The sequence below is a fragment of the Actimicrobium sp. CCI2.3 genome, assembly GCF_035019065.1.
Taxonomy (GTDB): domain Bacteria; phylum Pseudomonadota; class Gammaproteobacteria; order Burkholderiales; family Burkholderiaceae_D; genus Actimicrobium.
Genome location: NZ_JASJWR010000021.1, coordinates 37,552 through 51,318, shown reverse-complemented (window position 1 = coordinate 51,318; position 13,767 = coordinate 37,552). Strand labels below are relative to the sequence as shown.

General features: G+C 56.6%; 15 protein-coding genes. 6 read left to right on the top strand and 9 right to left on the bottom strand.

Annotated elements, in window-relative coordinates:
- Positions 1-11 precede the first annotated feature (11 nt).
- The 4 genes from ilvA (at position 12) to hprK (ending at position 4,097) form a co-directional block, all read left to right on the top strand.
- Complete coding sequence (gene ilvA / locus QN370_RS12800) at positions 12-1,604, top strand: threonine ammonia-lyase, biosynthetic (protein WP_322127195.1); 1,593 nt, start codon at positions 12-14, stop codon at positions 1,602-1,604.
- 5 nt (positions 1,605-1,609) lie between these two features.
- Complete coding sequence (gene queF, locus QN370_RS12795) at positions 1,610-2,467, top strand: NADPH-dependent 7-cyano-7-deazaguanine reductase QueF (RefSeq protein WP_322126208.1); 858 nt, start codon at positions 1,610-1,612, stop codon at positions 2,465-2,467.
- Positions 2,468-2,661: 194 nt separating this feature from the next.
- On the top strand, positions 2,662-3,135 hold the full coding sequence (locus QN370_RS12790; RefSeq protein ID WP_322126207.1) for a PTS sugar transporter subunit IIA: 474 nt from the start codon (positions 2,662-2,664) through the stop codon (positions 3,133-3,135).
- A 23-nt stretch (positions 3,136-3,158) separates the two neighbouring features.
- Positions 3,159-4,097, top strand: coding sequence for an HPr(Ser) kinase/phosphatase (hprK, locus tag QN370_RS12785; RefSeq protein ID WP_322126206.1), 939 nt, complete (start codon positions 3,159-3,161; stop codon positions 4,095-4,097).
- A 20-nt stretch (positions 4,098-4,117) separates the two neighbouring features.
- Here hprK and QN370_RS12780 read toward each other — a convergent pair whose 3' ends face one another.
- The 5 genes from QN370_RS12780 to tyrS form a co-directional block, all read right to left on the bottom strand.
- Positions 4,118-5,200, bottom strand: a complete 1,083-nt coding sequence (locus QN370_RS12780) for a GGDEF domain-containing protein (RefSeq protein WP_322126205.1) — start codon at positions 5,198-5,200, stop codon at positions 4,118-4,120.
- A gap of 64 nt (positions 5,201-5,264) precedes the next feature.
- Positions 5,265-5,909: a histidine phosphatase family protein gene (locus tag QN370_RS12775; protein WP_322126204.1), complete on the bottom strand. Its 645-nt coding sequence runs from the start codon at positions 5,907-5,909 to the stop codon at positions 5,265-5,267.
- A 7-nt stretch (positions 5,910-5,916) separates the two neighbouring features.
- The gene (locus tag QN370_RS12770; RefSeq protein WP_322126203.1) at positions 5,917-6,558 is read right to left on the bottom strand and encodes a YbhB/YbcL family Raf kinase inhibitor-like protein; all 642 of its coding nucleotides are present in this window, start codon (positions 6,556-6,558) and stop codon (positions 5,917-5,919) included.
- 47 nt (positions 6,559-6,605) lie between these two features.
- Complete coding sequence (gene dtd / locus QN370_RS12765) at positions 6,606-7,064, bottom strand: D-aminoacyl-tRNA deacylase (protein ID WP_322126202.1); 459 nt, start codon at positions 7,062-7,064, stop codon at positions 6,606-6,608.
- Entirely contained in the window at positions 7,064-8,338 is a 1,275-nt protein-coding gene (tyrS, locus tag QN370_RS12760; RefSeq protein ID WP_322126201.1) for a tyrosine--tRNA ligase, read from the bottom strand. Before tyrS ends, dtd begins: the two co-directional genes overlap by 1 nt.
- A gap of 139 nt (positions 8,339-8,477) precedes the next feature.
- Between tyrS and QN370_RS12755 the strand changes: the two genes are divergently transcribed.
- A complete protein-coding gene (locus QN370_RS12755) occupies positions 8,478-9,842 on the top strand; it encodes a M23 family metallopeptidase (protein ID WP_322126200.1) in 1,365 nt (454 codons plus the stop codon).
- Between the two features lie 7 nt (positions 9,843-9,849).
- Positions 9,850-10,977 carry an anhydro-N-acetylmuramic acid kinase gene (locus QN370_RS12750; RefSeq protein ID WP_322126199.1) on the top strand — a complete coding sequence of 376 codons (1,128 nt, stop codon included), beginning with the start codon at positions 9,850-9,852 and terminating at the stop codon, positions 10,975-10,977.
- 65 nt (positions 10,978-11,042) lie between these two features.
- On the opposite strand, the gene erpA is transcribed toward QN370_RS12750, so the two are convergent.
- The 4 genes from erpA to argC are packed head-to-tail and all read right to left on the bottom strand — an operon-like array spanning position 11,043 to position 13,655.
- A complete protein-coding gene (gene erpA / locus QN370_RS12745; protein ID WP_009666893.1) occupies positions 11,043-11,393 on the bottom strand; it encodes an iron-sulfur cluster insertion protein ErpA in 351 nt (116 codons plus the stop codon).
- A gap of 51 nt (positions 11,394-11,444) precedes the next feature.
- Positions 11,445-11,849 (bottom strand): polymer-forming cytoskeletal protein, encoded by a 405-nt coding sequence (locus QN370_RS12740; RefSeq protein WP_322126198.1) that lies wholly within the window; start codon positions 11,847-11,849, stop codon positions 11,445-11,447.
- An 11-nt stretch (positions 11,850-11,860) separates the two neighbouring features.
- Positions 11,861-12,589, bottom strand: coding sequence for a DUF6776 family protein (locus QN370_RS12735; protein WP_322126197.1), 729 nt, complete (start codon positions 12,587-12,589; stop codon positions 11,861-11,863).
- Between the two features lie 22 nt (positions 12,590-12,611).
- Positions 12,612-13,655, bottom strand: a complete 1,044-nt coding sequence (gene argC / locus QN370_RS12730; protein ID WP_322126196.1) for an N-acetyl-gamma-glutamyl-phosphate reductase — start codon at positions 13,653-13,655, stop codon at positions 12,612-12,614.
- Positions 13,656-13,767 lie beyond the last annotated feature (112 nt).

Genomic DNA, 13,767 nt, shown 5'->3' with positions numbered 1-13,767 from the left:
AAGCATTTCCCATTTGCAGTGATGATCCGGCACCTGTCACGGCCGAATCCACCACGCAGCACTCCGACAGCGCTCTCATGACCATCAACTATCTGCAGAAAATCCTTACCGCACGCGTCTACGACGTGGCCGTTGAAACTCCGCTGGAACTCGCACCTACGCTGTCGCAGCGTATTGGCAACCGGATTTATTTCAAACGCGAGGACATGCAGAGCGTGTTCAGTTTCAAATTGCGCGGGGCCTACAACAAGATGGCGCACTTGCCACCGGCGCAAATGAAACGCGGCGTCATTTGTGCGTCGGCCGGCAATCATGCACAAGGCGTGGCACTGAGCGCCACCCGGCTCGGTTGCCATGCCGTGATCGTGATGCCGACCACGACGCCGCAAGTCAAGATTGATGCCGTCAAGGCGCGCGGCGGTGAAGTCGTGCTGTTCGGCGAATCGTTCACCGATGCCTACGCGCATGCGCTCAAACTGGAAAAGCAACTCAAACTGACCTTCGTCCATCCATTCGACGACCCCGACGTGATCGCCGGTCAGGGCACCATCGGCATGGAAATCCTGCGCCAGCACTCCGGCCCCATCCACGCCATTTTCGTCGCCATCGGCGGCGGTGGACTGATCGCCGGGATCGCCGCCTACGTCAAGGCGGTGCGTCCCGACATCAAGATCATCGGCGTGCAAACCACCGATTCGGATGCGATGGCACGCAGCATCAAGGCGGGCAAGCGCGTGACGCTACCCGATGTCGGACTGTTTTCGGACGGTACTGCCGTCAAGCTGGTTGGCGCGGAAACCTTTCGCATCGCGCAGTTGCTGGTCGATGAAATCATCCTGGTCGATACCGACGCCGTCTGCGCGGCCATCAAGGATGTGTTTCAGGATACCCGCAGCATTCTCGAACCGGCCGGTGCGCTGGCCGTGGCCGGTGCCAAAGCCTATGTCGAACGCTCGCTGAAGACCAAAAAGCCGATCAAAAACGAAACCCTGATCACCATCGCTTGCGGTGCCAACATGAATTTCGATCGCCTGCGCTTTGTTGCCGAGCGTGCCGATGTCGGCGAATCACGCGAGGCGGTCTTCGCGGTCACCATCCCGGAAGAGCGCGGCAGCTTCCGGCGATTCTGCGAGCTGGTCGGACCGCGCAATGTCACCGAATTCAATTACCGCATCAGCGATGCCGCCCAAGCGCATGTCTTCGTGGGTATCCAGATTGCCAATCGCGACGAGTCGGCCAAGATTGCCATCCAGTTCGACAAGCATGGCTTCAAGACGCTCGACCTGAGTCAGGATGAATTGGCCAAGTCGCATATCCGCCATCTGGTCGGTGGCAAGAGTGCACTGGCGCACGATGAATTGCTGTACCGCTTCGAGTTTCCCGAGCGGCCGGGCGCGCTGATGCGTTTCCTTGACAGCATGGCGCCCAACTGGAATATCAGCCTGTTCCACTACCGCAATCAGGGTGGCGACCTCGGCCGCATCCTGGTCGGCTTGCAGGTGCCGAAAAAAGAAATGAAAGCCTTCCGCGACTTCCTCGCCACACTGGGTTACGGCTTCCACGATGAAACCGCGAACCCGGTCTACAAGCTGTTTTTGGGATAACACGAATGACCACGACCATCATTGCACCGCGTGCGGCAAACGCCTCGCCACTCGGCAAACCGGCCACTTATCAGTCGCACTATGACGCCTCGCTGTTGTTTGCGATCGCGCGCCAGGACAAGCGCAGCGAACTCGGCCTGGGTGCCGGCAGCACGTTGCCGTTCTTTGGCATCGATATCTGGAATGCGTACGAAGTGTCGTGGCTGAACCTGCGCGGCAAACCGCACATCGCGATGGCCACGATCACGGTGCCGGCCGATTCGCCCAACATCATCGAATCGAAATCCTTCAAGTTGTACCTGAACAGTTTCAACCAGACCCGACTGGCCGATAGCGATGCGTTGCTTGAACTGTTACGTACCGATCTATCCCGCGGATTTGGCGCGCCGGTACAAATCGCTTTGACACTGCCGGATCAGTTCGGCACATTGCGCTTCGGCGAACTCGATGGCTTGCTGCTTGACCGGCTCGATATCGAGGTCGATGACTATATTCCCGACCCCGCGTTACTGCACGCGGCCCATCATGAACCCGCGGTTGAACAGACACTGGTGTCGCATCTGCTGAAATCGAATTGCCTGGTCACCGGCCAGCCCGACTGGGGCAGTGTGCAGATCCACTATGTCGGTGCGGCCATCGATCAGGAAGGTCTGTTACGCTATCTGATCGGTTTTCGTGAACACCATGAATTCCACGAACAATGTGTTGAGCGGATTTTCACGGATATCCTGGCGCGTTGCCGACCGCACAAGCTGGCAGTCTACGCGCGCTACACGCGACGTGGCGGGCTCGACATCAATCCATGGCGGAGCAATTTCACGACCGGGAAGATGCCGCCGAACCAACGCAATGCACGCCAATAGACGACGCGCATTCATTAAAGTAATGGTAGCAAAGACAAATCTACCATTTGGTATCTGTCGGCAAACGATGCCTGCATGACATAGGCGCTTAAAAAGGTGATTTCTGATTGCTTTAATGTTGTAATCAAGCATACAAACAGGCCTATAATCCGCTCGAATTCACCTTTCGTGCGATGCCTTTATCCCTCCGAAATATGACGAACCTTGCCAAAATCCTTACCCCCGACAATGTTGTACTCGGGTTAGAAGTCTCCAGCAAAAAACGGGCGTTTGAACAAGCCGGCCTGATTTTTGAAAATAATTGCGGCATCGCCCGCTCCAGCGTTTCCGAAAACCTGTTTGCCCGCGAACGTCTCGGCTCGACCGGGCTGGGTCACGGCGTGGCCGTACCACACGGACGCATCAAGGGTTTGAAAGCGCCGCTGGCGGCCTTTGTGCGACTCAGCGAGGCCATTCCGTTTGAATCCCCCGATGGCTTGCCCGTCAGCTTGCTGGTGTTCCTGCTGATCCCGGATCACGTCACCCAGCAACATCTCGAAATCCTGTCTGAAATCGCCGAAATGTTTTCAGACGATGCATTCCGTACCATGCTGGCAACCGATCCTGATCCGGCTTCCGTTCACACCCGCCTGATTGCATGGCAGGGCAGCATGCACGACCTGGGCTAATCCCACCCCGCCAAGGAGCCACGATGCCGACCACGACCTTGCTGACCATCCAGCAAATTTACGATGAAAACCGCGAACTGCTTGATCTTGGCTGGTTTGCCGGCTTCGCCGGTGGCGAACGGCTTATTTCCGGTGACGCCGCATCGGCTGCCGACCAGGTCGGTCACCTGAATCTGATCCATCCGGGCCGCATCCAGATTTTCGGCCATCAGGAAACCGAGTATTACCAGCGCCTCTCGCCCGAATCACGGCGCTACCAGACCGCCGAACTGGTCGCCGGCGAACCGCCGGCCTTCATCATTGCGCAAGGACTTAACGCGCCGCCGGAAATCATGGAAGTGTGCGACGCGCGCAGTATCCCGCTATTTTCCACGCCGCTGGCTGCCGCACAGGTCATCGATTATCTGCGCGTCTACTTGTCCAAAAAGCTGGCACAACACATCACGATGCATGGTGTGTTCATGGATGTGCTGGGTGTCGGCGTACTCATTACCGGTGAATCGGGTCTTGGCAAGAGCGAACTGGGACTGGAGCTGATTTCGCGTAGTCATGGACTGGTCGCCGATGATGCCGTCGAATTTGCCCGCATTGCACCGAACATGATCGAGGGCCGCTGCCCTACCCTGCTGCAAAACTTGCTGGAAGTGCGCGGACTTGGCCTGCTCGATGTCAAGACTATTTTTGGCGAGACCGCGGTACGTCGCAAGATGCGCCTGAAACTGATCGTGCATCTGGTTCGACGCAGTACGCTGGAAGAGAATTACGAACGGCTGCCGCTGAATGCCCAGCACGAAGAGGTGCTCGGACTGCCGATTCGCAAGGTTGTCATTCCGGTCGAAGCCGGCCGCAATCTTGCCGTACTGCTCGAAGCTGCGGTACGCAATACGATCCTGCAACTACGCGGCATCGATACGTTGAAGGAATTCATGGTGCGCCAACAGCGGGCAATCGACAGCGACTGACCACGGCACAAGAAAGAGGCTCAGAACAGCGGGCGTGTCACTGGCAGCATTTGCTGGATCGCCTGCTGGATCAGGTCATCGACTCCGCTACTGGCGGGCGTGTGTGTCGCCACACCGACCCCGACAGTGAGCCGGATCGACAGGTTTTTGACGTGAATTGCCTGCCCTTGCAAATACTGCGACAGCTGACCAGCGAGCACTCCGGCCTGCTCGGCATCACATCCCTGCAAGATATAAACAAACTCGACCCCGGTCCAGCGTCCTGCCTGAACCGCCGGTGCCATGCGTGCACCAACCAGGCTGGCAAATGCCGCCAGAATCGCGTCGGCATCGAACCAGCCATACACGTCGTTGAGCTTGTCGAAACCCTGGACCCGACATAACAGCACGGATAAGGGCTCGCCAGCGCGCGTGGCGTGGTCGATCGCTGCAGTCAATACGAATACGGTTTTGCGCCGGTTCATCAGCCCGGTCAATCCGTCGAACTCGATTTGCTGCGTCAGCGACTGCGACAGGTGGGATTGTTTCCAGATAAATTCTGCAACATGGCTGAACGCCTGGAAGGGCACGAGTCCGAGACGGGAAAAATAGTCGATATCAGCGGCATAAAACACCATGAGCCCGGCCACCCCGGCGCGGCCGGAACGCAGCGGAATCGCCAACGCACAATGCGCGGTGCAGCCATCCATGTTGTTGCGCCAGGGTGCGAACAGCGAGGGAAAATCATTGGGCACCGCTACATTTTCGAGGGCGGCCTGCGAGTACGGCACGATGCTGTCGAAACAGGCCGAAGGCAGACTCCAGTCGTCGCAGTCGCTGGCATATTCACCTTCTACAACCAGTGGCGCGACGTTCATGACAGGCTCCTCGCGCATCCCGATCCAGACAAAACGTAATTCGCCCGTCGCGTCAACGATTGCACGACACAGTTGTTCGGCACCAGATGACAATTGCTCCGAGAGCGGCAACTGTTCCAGCATCTGGTTCAACGCACCAGCGAGGTTGGCACGCTCGCTATCGGTCCGTTGCGGACGCGAGGCGATGCGGGTTGTCGCCATCACGGTTGTCAGCAAATTGAAACGGGAAAACAGGTTGAATTTCATCGCGCGTCACTCAGGAGTGTGTCACTCGAAAACCGGGCATCGGAGTGATCAAGAGTAACACGCCCTATTGGCTGGCTTCATCAAGTGCTACCTGGCCAAGATGCGCAACGTTGCCCCATTGCAGCACACTTAATACCTTGCCATCCCAGTGGAATCGGTTGATGCCGGTATTGATGATGTCAAAGTCCCGCACGCTGTCGAGGCCCACTCCACGGGCGGCACGATAGACGCAATCGAGCACGCCGCCGTGAGTCACGATAGCAATTTTTTGTCCGGCATGACGTCGCGCGATGGCAATGATGCTGTCGACCGCCCTTGCTGAAAATTCCCGCAGCGTTTCGGCATGCTGCTGGCCGGGCGGAAAGCGGGCATCGACCTCGCGCGCCATCCAGGAAGCGTGCGCTTGCGGAAAATGACCGGCGATTTCATCGTAGAGCAGTCCTTCAAACGCGCCATAGCAACGCTCGCGCAAGCACGCATCGGTCTGCACCGTCAGGCCGCGCGGCAACGCCAGTGCCTGTGCCGTGTGGACCGCGCGCTGCAGATCGCTGGCAATGACCGCGTCGAGAGCTTCATCGCGTAGTGCCAGCGCCAGCGCGACTGCTTGCTGTCGACCACGATCGTTGAGGCCGATATCGAGGAAGCCTTGCAAGCGACGTTCGGCGTTCCAGTCGGTTTCACCATGGCGGATCAGCAGCAGTTCAGTCATCGGGCAGTCATTCCTGTAACCTCGGGTTCAGTGTGTAAATGGCGACGACACTGGCCTCGTCGAGAACATGCGATGCCATCGCAGCCAGCACCTGGGGACCGGTAAACGTGTCTTCGAGCGGCAGTCGTGCAATATCAAGCGCATACAACGTAAAGACATAGCGGTGGATTTCCGAATCGTTCCAGGGTGGGCAGGGACCGTCGTAACCAAAGTACTCCCCCGCCATCAGCGGATCGTCGGCAAACCAGCCGGTATAGTCATTGAGGCCGTGACGCGCACTGCCGAAAACAGCATCGACGATCTGCGGTCCGAACTTGCCACCCGACGTGACGCCGTCGCTGAAATGTCCTGCCGGCATCGAATGAATACCGGGTGGTATATCGACCATCACCCAGTGAAAAAAATCAACGCGCGGTAAGTCCGGTGGCACGGTCCGATCTTCCTGATTGACGTCATCCGGTTTCGATGGCACGTCGGGATCGACGCAGATCAGGACCAGCGATTGGGCTGCGGCAGGCAGTTCATTCCAGGCCAGGTGCGGACTCCGATTCGCCGACAGCGTCACGTGTGTGACCGGATCGACCGTGCACAAGGCAAATTCACCGGGAATGAAGCCACCGTCTCTGAAAGAATTGCTCCACAATTTCATCGCAGTCTCCTGAAGTCCATGGGATTTGGTCCCTGAAGTGTAGCTGACTAACCGCCAATTTCCACTGGTTTGACCTGCAACCAGAACGTCACGGGGCCATCATTGGTCAACGATACTTCCATGTGTGCGCCAAACACGCCCGCGGCGACCGTGCCGTGCAACTGGCAAGCCTGCGTCAGGAAGTAATCGAACAACCGTCGCGCCTCATCCGGTGCTGCGGCAGGCGTGAAGGATGGACGGGTACCCGAACGCGTATCTGCCGCGAGCGTGAATTGCGGCACCAGCAACAAGGCCCCGTCAACATCGACCACGCTGCGATTCATCTTGCCCTCAGCATCACCGAACACTCTGTAACCACGCAGCTTGGTCAGCAGCAGGTCGGCCTCCCGCACACTGTCGCCGCGCTCGGCACACAGCAGCACCAGCAGGCCGTTGCCAATGGCACCGACTTCCTTTCCCTCGACCACAACACTGGCGCGGGTGACGCGCTGGATCAAGCCAATCATCAGGACAACGTGATCCGTGCGAACTTGCGCTTGCCGACCTGCAATACGAAGGTGCCCGCCTCGACCTTGAGTGCCTTGTCGCTGATGGCCGCACCATCAATGCGAACACCATTTTGCTCGACCATGCGCAACGCTTCGGACGTCGAGGCACACAGATTGGCCTGCTTGAGCAGCTGCCCGATACCCAGCGGTGCGCCGTTCAGTTGTATTTCAGGAATGTCATCCGGAATCCCGCCACGTGCGCGATTGTCGAAGTCTGCCAGGGCATCCACAGCGGCCTGCTGGCTGTGGAAACGCGCCACGATTTCCTGTGCCAGCGCGACCTTGATGTCGCGCGGATTGCGCCCTGCCTCGACTTCCGTCTTGTATTGCGCCAAGTCGGCCAGCGAGCGGGCCGACAACAGTTCGTAATAGCGCCACATCATCACGTCGGAGATGCTCATCACCTTGGCAAACATGCTGTTGGCCGGCTCCGTGATGCTGATGTAATTACCCTTGGACTTGGACATTTTTTCGACGCCGTCCAGGCCTTCCAGCAGCGGCATGGTCAGAATGCACTGTGGCTCCTGGCCCCAGTCCTTTTGCAGCTCGCGCCCGACCAGAAGATTGAATTTCTGGTCAGTACCACCCAATTCCAAATCGGCATGCAGCGCGACCGAATCGTAGCCCTGCATCAGCGGGTACAACAATTCATGCACCGAAATCGGCGTGCCGGCCTTGAAACGCTTGGTGAAGTCTTCGCGCTCGAGTATCCGGGCGACCGTGTACTTGGACGACAACTCGATCATCCCGCGCGCGCCGAGCGGATCACACCATTCGGAGTTGTAGCGAATTTCCGTTCGCTCGGCGTCCAGTACCAGACTAGCCTGTGCAAAGTAGGTTCTGGCGTTGTCTTCGATCTGTTCTTTCGTCAGCGCAGGCCGGGTAATGTTGCGTCCGGACGGATCACCAATCATCGATGTGAAATCACCGATCAGGAAAATCACCGTGTGCCCGAGATCCTGCAACTGGCGCATCTTGTTGAGAACAACCGTATGGCCAAGATGCAAGTCCGGCGCAGTCGGATCAAGTCCGAGCTTGATGCGCAGCGGCTTGCCGCTCAGCTCGGCGCGTGCCAGTTTCTGGGCAAATTCGGACTCGATCAACAGTTCGTCCACGCCGCGCTTGGTAATGGCCAGCGCGTGCTGTACGCTGTCCGACAGAATCAGCGCAGGCTGCCTCGAAGCAAGTGTTGTAAATGATTTATCTATTTTTAATTTTTGGTCAGAATTCATTGATCTAAAGCAGTAAATTGAGGCAGAAATCCAAATCTGGTTTGGTATAATCCAGACTTCTTTCAACCATTGCATCGACTCACTACAAAAGCAAAAAGAAGAAAGAAGTGAATCGAGACGGCAAATTCTAACTTATTGCATGTTCAATTCAGACAAATTCAATCGCATTCGCAATAGCGCCCGCCATTTTGTTGGTACCTCTCGCAAGACACGCATCATCTCCGCCTCGGCGCTGTTCCTGGCCATCTGTGCATTCGGAGCTGCCGCTGTCGCACCATTGGCACCCGATGCTTCCGACATTCCGGTCCGATCAATCGCCCACGAGCTGAACCTGCCCGACATTGCCGACCAGATCGCCAGTCTCGAACAGTCTCCGCAAACGTATGTTGTCGAAGAAAAAATTCGTTCCGGCGATACGCTGGGCACTGTCCTGATTCGACTTGGCATCGACGATGATGCGGCAGAATCCTTCATCAAATCCGACCCTGTCGCACGAGGCGTATTACAACTCAAATCGGGCAAACGCATCCAGGCAAGTATCAGCGAAGACGGTCAGTTGCAGTGGCTGAGCATGCTCACCGACGAGCGCAATGACACGACTAAAAATCTGATGATCACCCGTGATGGTGAACACTTCAAGGCTAACGAAGCACCGATGGAGCTCGAGCGTCGTGTTGAAATGCACGCGGGCGAGATCCAGTCCTCACTGTTTGCCGCAACCGATGCGGCACAAATTCCAGACAATGTGGCACGACAAATCGTTGACATGTTCGCCACCGATATCGACTTCGCCTCTGACCTGCAACGCGGTGATCGCTTCGATATCGTCTATGAAACTTTCTGGCAAAACGGCGAGTTCGTACGCGGCGGCCGCATCCTTGCTGGTGAATTTCAGAATGGAAAGAAAAACTATAAATCGATCTGGTTCGACGATGTGGAACCGCGCCTCGGCGGCGGCTATTACACGTTTGAAGGCAAGTCGCTGAAAAAAGCCTTCCTGAAATCCCCGATTAAATTTTCACGAATTTCATCCGTTTTTTCGATGAGGAAACATCCGATTTCAGGCCAGTGGAAACAACATACTGGCGTTGATTTCGCCGGCGCAACCGGCACGCCCATCCACGCCTCAGCAGATGGCGTCGTGGAGACGGTGGCTACTCAAAACGGTTACGGCAATATCGTCATACTCAAACATTGGTCCAATATCACGACCGCCTACGCACACATGAGCCGCTTTGCTGCTGGCCTGCGCAAGGGTGAAAGAGTCAGCCAGGGTGATGTCATCGGTTATGTCGGATCGACCGGATGGGCTACCGGCCCTCACCTGCACTATGAATTCCGGGTTGCTGCCAAAGCACGTGATCCGATGTCGGTCGACATCCCGAGCGTACAGGCATTGAATAACGCGGACTTGAAACGCTTTCGCACTGTCGCTGGCGACATGACGCACCGTTTCGTGTTGCTGCATCAGGAAGAAAATGCGCTGAAGCTGGCACTCAGGTAATCGACCAATGCCATTGTTCATCGGACTGATGTCCGGCACCAGTCTCGATGGTGCCGACGGCGTGCTGGCGAGCATTGATGAACACGTCGACGGCTGTCAGGTGCAGGTGCTGTCGGCTGGCCACGTTGATTTTCCGGAGAACCTGCGCAGCACGCTGCTTGCACTCCAGCATCCAGGAGCAGATGACCTGCATCATGAGGCGCTGGCCGCAAATCAGTTGGCGACGTGCTATGCCGCCTGTGTCAGACAACTCCTGACAAGTGCTGGCATCACTTCAGATCAGGTCGTCGCCATCGGCGCACATGGCCAGACCATACGCCACCGCCCTGAACTCGGCTATACCCGCCAAACGAACAACGGCGCGCTGCTCGCAGAATTGACGGGCATTGATGTCGTCGTCGACTTTCGCAGTCGCGACGTCGCTGCGGGTGGTCAGGGCGCGCCCTTGGTACCGGCATTTCATCAAGACCTGTTCGCTGCAGGAGGCTTGCGTGTCATCGCCAATATTGGCGGCATCAGCAACATCAGCATTCTGCCGCCTCGCGGCAGCCACGCTGTGCCGACAACCGGATTCGATACCGGCCCCGGAAACATGTTGCTTGACCTGTGGACTCAACGCCATTGTGCCCAGGCGTACGACCGTGGAGGCCAGTGGGCTGCGAGCGGCACAGTCAATGCTGCGCTGCTGACCGTCTTGCGTGAAGATGCATTTTTCCGCCTGCCAGGGCCGAAGAGTACCGGTCGGGATCTGTTCAATGCGCGCTGGCTGGACCAGCAACTGACCCACTTTGGCAATCTGACTACGACCGATGTGCAAGCCACACTGGTCGAATTGACAGCCACAACGTTAATTGACGCACTCGTCACCGTGGCACCTCATGTCAACGAGGTATTCATCTGCGGAGGCGGAGCGTACAACACATTTTTAATGGGCCGGTTGCACAGTGCGTTGGCCGCTCGCGGGAGCACGGCGACCGTGCAGTCGACATTGGAGATCGGCGTACCACCGGATCAGGTCGAGGCACTCGCCTTTGCCTGGCTGGCGTTACGTTTCATGGCACGCACAACGGGTAACTTGCCAACCGTCACCGGCGCGCATGGCACGCGCATTTTAGGTGCCCTTTACCCGGCCTGAAAACACAGCCGTCCAATAAAAAAAGCGCAGATAAGTTCTGCGCTTTTTTTTCCGTCCCGCCTGGATCAGGCCGAGAACGACGATCCGCAACCACAGGTTGTCGTGGCATTGGGATTCTTGATGACGAACTGCGCGCCTTCAAGGTCATCCTTGTAGTCAATTTCTGCTCCGACCAGATATTGATAGCTCATTGAATCGATGAGCAACTGGACGCCGTTCTTGGTCATTGTCGTATCGTCTTCGTTGGCGATCTCGTCGAACGTGAAGCCATACTGAAAACCCGAACAACCACCGCCCTGGACGAACACGCGCAATTTCAGGTCAGGATTGCCTTCTTCTTCGATCAATTGCGCGACTTTCATTGCAGCACTGTCACTAAACAGGATTGGTGCTGGCATTTCGGTAACTGCATTCATTTCATGACTCCCACTGGACTAATGTTTTGTATTATAGACGGCCACACAGGATCATGTGCCGGACGATGCCAACTTTGGCTGCGCCAGCTTCAGCAACGGCTCACCGGCCAAATCATGGGTCAGCTTGCCGGACACAACGGCACCACCGTGCATCTCCAGCGCCTTGTAATAGACGTCACCAGTTATGCGGGCTTTCGGCTGCAGTTCAAGTAGCTCGGACGAAAACACCTGCCCTTTGATTTCCCCATTGACGACCAGATGCGCCACCCTGACGTCGCCCTCGATTTTCGCCTGCTCCGAGATGACCAGAATGCTCGTTTCCGTTTCGCTGGCAATCACGTTGCCCTTGACTTGTCCATCGATGCGCAAGCCGCCCTTGAAATGAACATCACCAACAATGGAGGTTGAAATACCAATCAGACTATCAATAGTGCTTTTGGATTTGCGACCGAACATGACATCCCCCTTTACAAATTTGCCGACGCTTGGGTCCGCATCTGGCCTTTTTCAAAAATCCGTGCCTGCACGGACTTTGCCGATGTACCGTCGGGTAGCGTGAGCAAACCTTCAATACGTTGATAGTGGCGAAACCCAAGCTTGAACTGAGGAGTATCACTGGAATTTGCCGTAGGGAAAAGTATGACTGCACTCCGCCCTGCTTGCAATGTCGTAACGGCAAGCTGGAGTGTGCCAATAAAATCGTTGCTCCCACGCGCACCTTGCATTAGCAGCAAACGATAGCGCAACTGGTTCGGCCCAACCATATCGACCGTAAGACGGCGAATAGAAACCTCCGGGCCGCCGGTATCCTTCGGCAACAAGCTTTCAAAGAAGGCGAGATCTTCCTTGAGACGCACATTCTCACCCTCCAGTAACTTGACTTGCGCGGCCAACTGCTTTTGCGCGCTGCGTTCTATCATCAGCTGACTTTCCGACGCATTGACTGTGCTGGAAAATCGATCTCTCTGGGCGGACAACTTGGCGAGTTGCTCCCGATAGGCGGCAACGTCCTGACTTGGCGACTGATCGTGCCCGGTGAACTGTCGACCAAGGTCGTAAATCCAGAGGGCAGCTGCACCCCCGAGAGCGATCGTGCAGACCATGAACAGCATTTTCAGCGGCCATGGAAAATGACTCTTGATCGTCACGCGAGGGGCAGAAATCGACAACCGCCGCAACCATAACTTGAACCTCATGATGGATGCAGGGCCAGCAACATCAAGGCATGACCGGCACGTGCATCAGACCTGCTGCCTCGTCGAACCCGAACAGGATATTCATGCACTGCACGCCCTGACCAGCAGCGCCCTTGACGAGATTGTCTTCAACCACAAGGATGACCAGCAGGTCACCATTGCCGGGCCGGTGAACCGCAATGCGTAACATGTTGGAAGCCCGAACTGACCGGGTTTCTGGATGACTACCGGCGGGCATCACATCGACAAACTGCTCCCCCTTGTAATGCTGCTCGTACAACGCCTGAAAATCGGTGTCACGCGCATGCGGCAGAATCTGCGCGTACAAGGTCGAATGAATTCCACGGATCATCGGTACCAAATGCGGTACGAAAGTCAGACCAATCGGCCGCCCCGCAATCGCTTGCAGACCTTGTACGGTCTCCGGTAAATGACGGTGTCCCTTGACGCCGTAGGCCTTGAAATTGTCACTGGCCTCAGCCATTAACGAGCCCACTTCCGCCTTGCGGCCAGCCCCGGAGACGCCCGATTTACAATCGGCAATCAGGCCCGATTCATTGACCAACGCGGCGGCACCGCTCAGCAAGGGAGCGTAGCCGAGCTGCATCGATGTCGGGTAGCAACCAGGCAAACCGATCAACCGGGCGCTGCGGATTGCCTCGCGATTAACTTCAGGCAATCCGTACACGGCTTCTGCCAATAATTCCGGACACGAATGCGGCATCCCGTACCATTGCTCGAATGTCGCGGTATCTTGCAAACGAAAATCGGCAGCTAGGTCAATGACCTTGACGCCGGCTTTAAGCAACGCGGGTGCCTGTGCCATTGCGACGCCATGAGGCGTCGCGAAGAACACCACATCGCATTCGTCAAGACGCGCTTTTTCAGGTGCGGAAAACGCCAGCGACACTCTGCCACGCAACGACGGAAACATGTCGGCCACCGGCAATCCATCTTCTTTGCGAGAAGTGATTGCCGTCAGCTCAACGTCAGGATGAACGGCAAGCAAACGCAGCAACTCGACGCCGGTGTAACCGGTACCTCCTACGATTCCAACTTTGATCATTTGTATTTCCCCGAATAGTTATTTCTAATTCTAACAGCAGCCGAAATACGTCGGCCGCACGCAAAAAAAAACCGCCAGACGAATCCGGCGGTTTTTTTGCAAAACTGAAGAC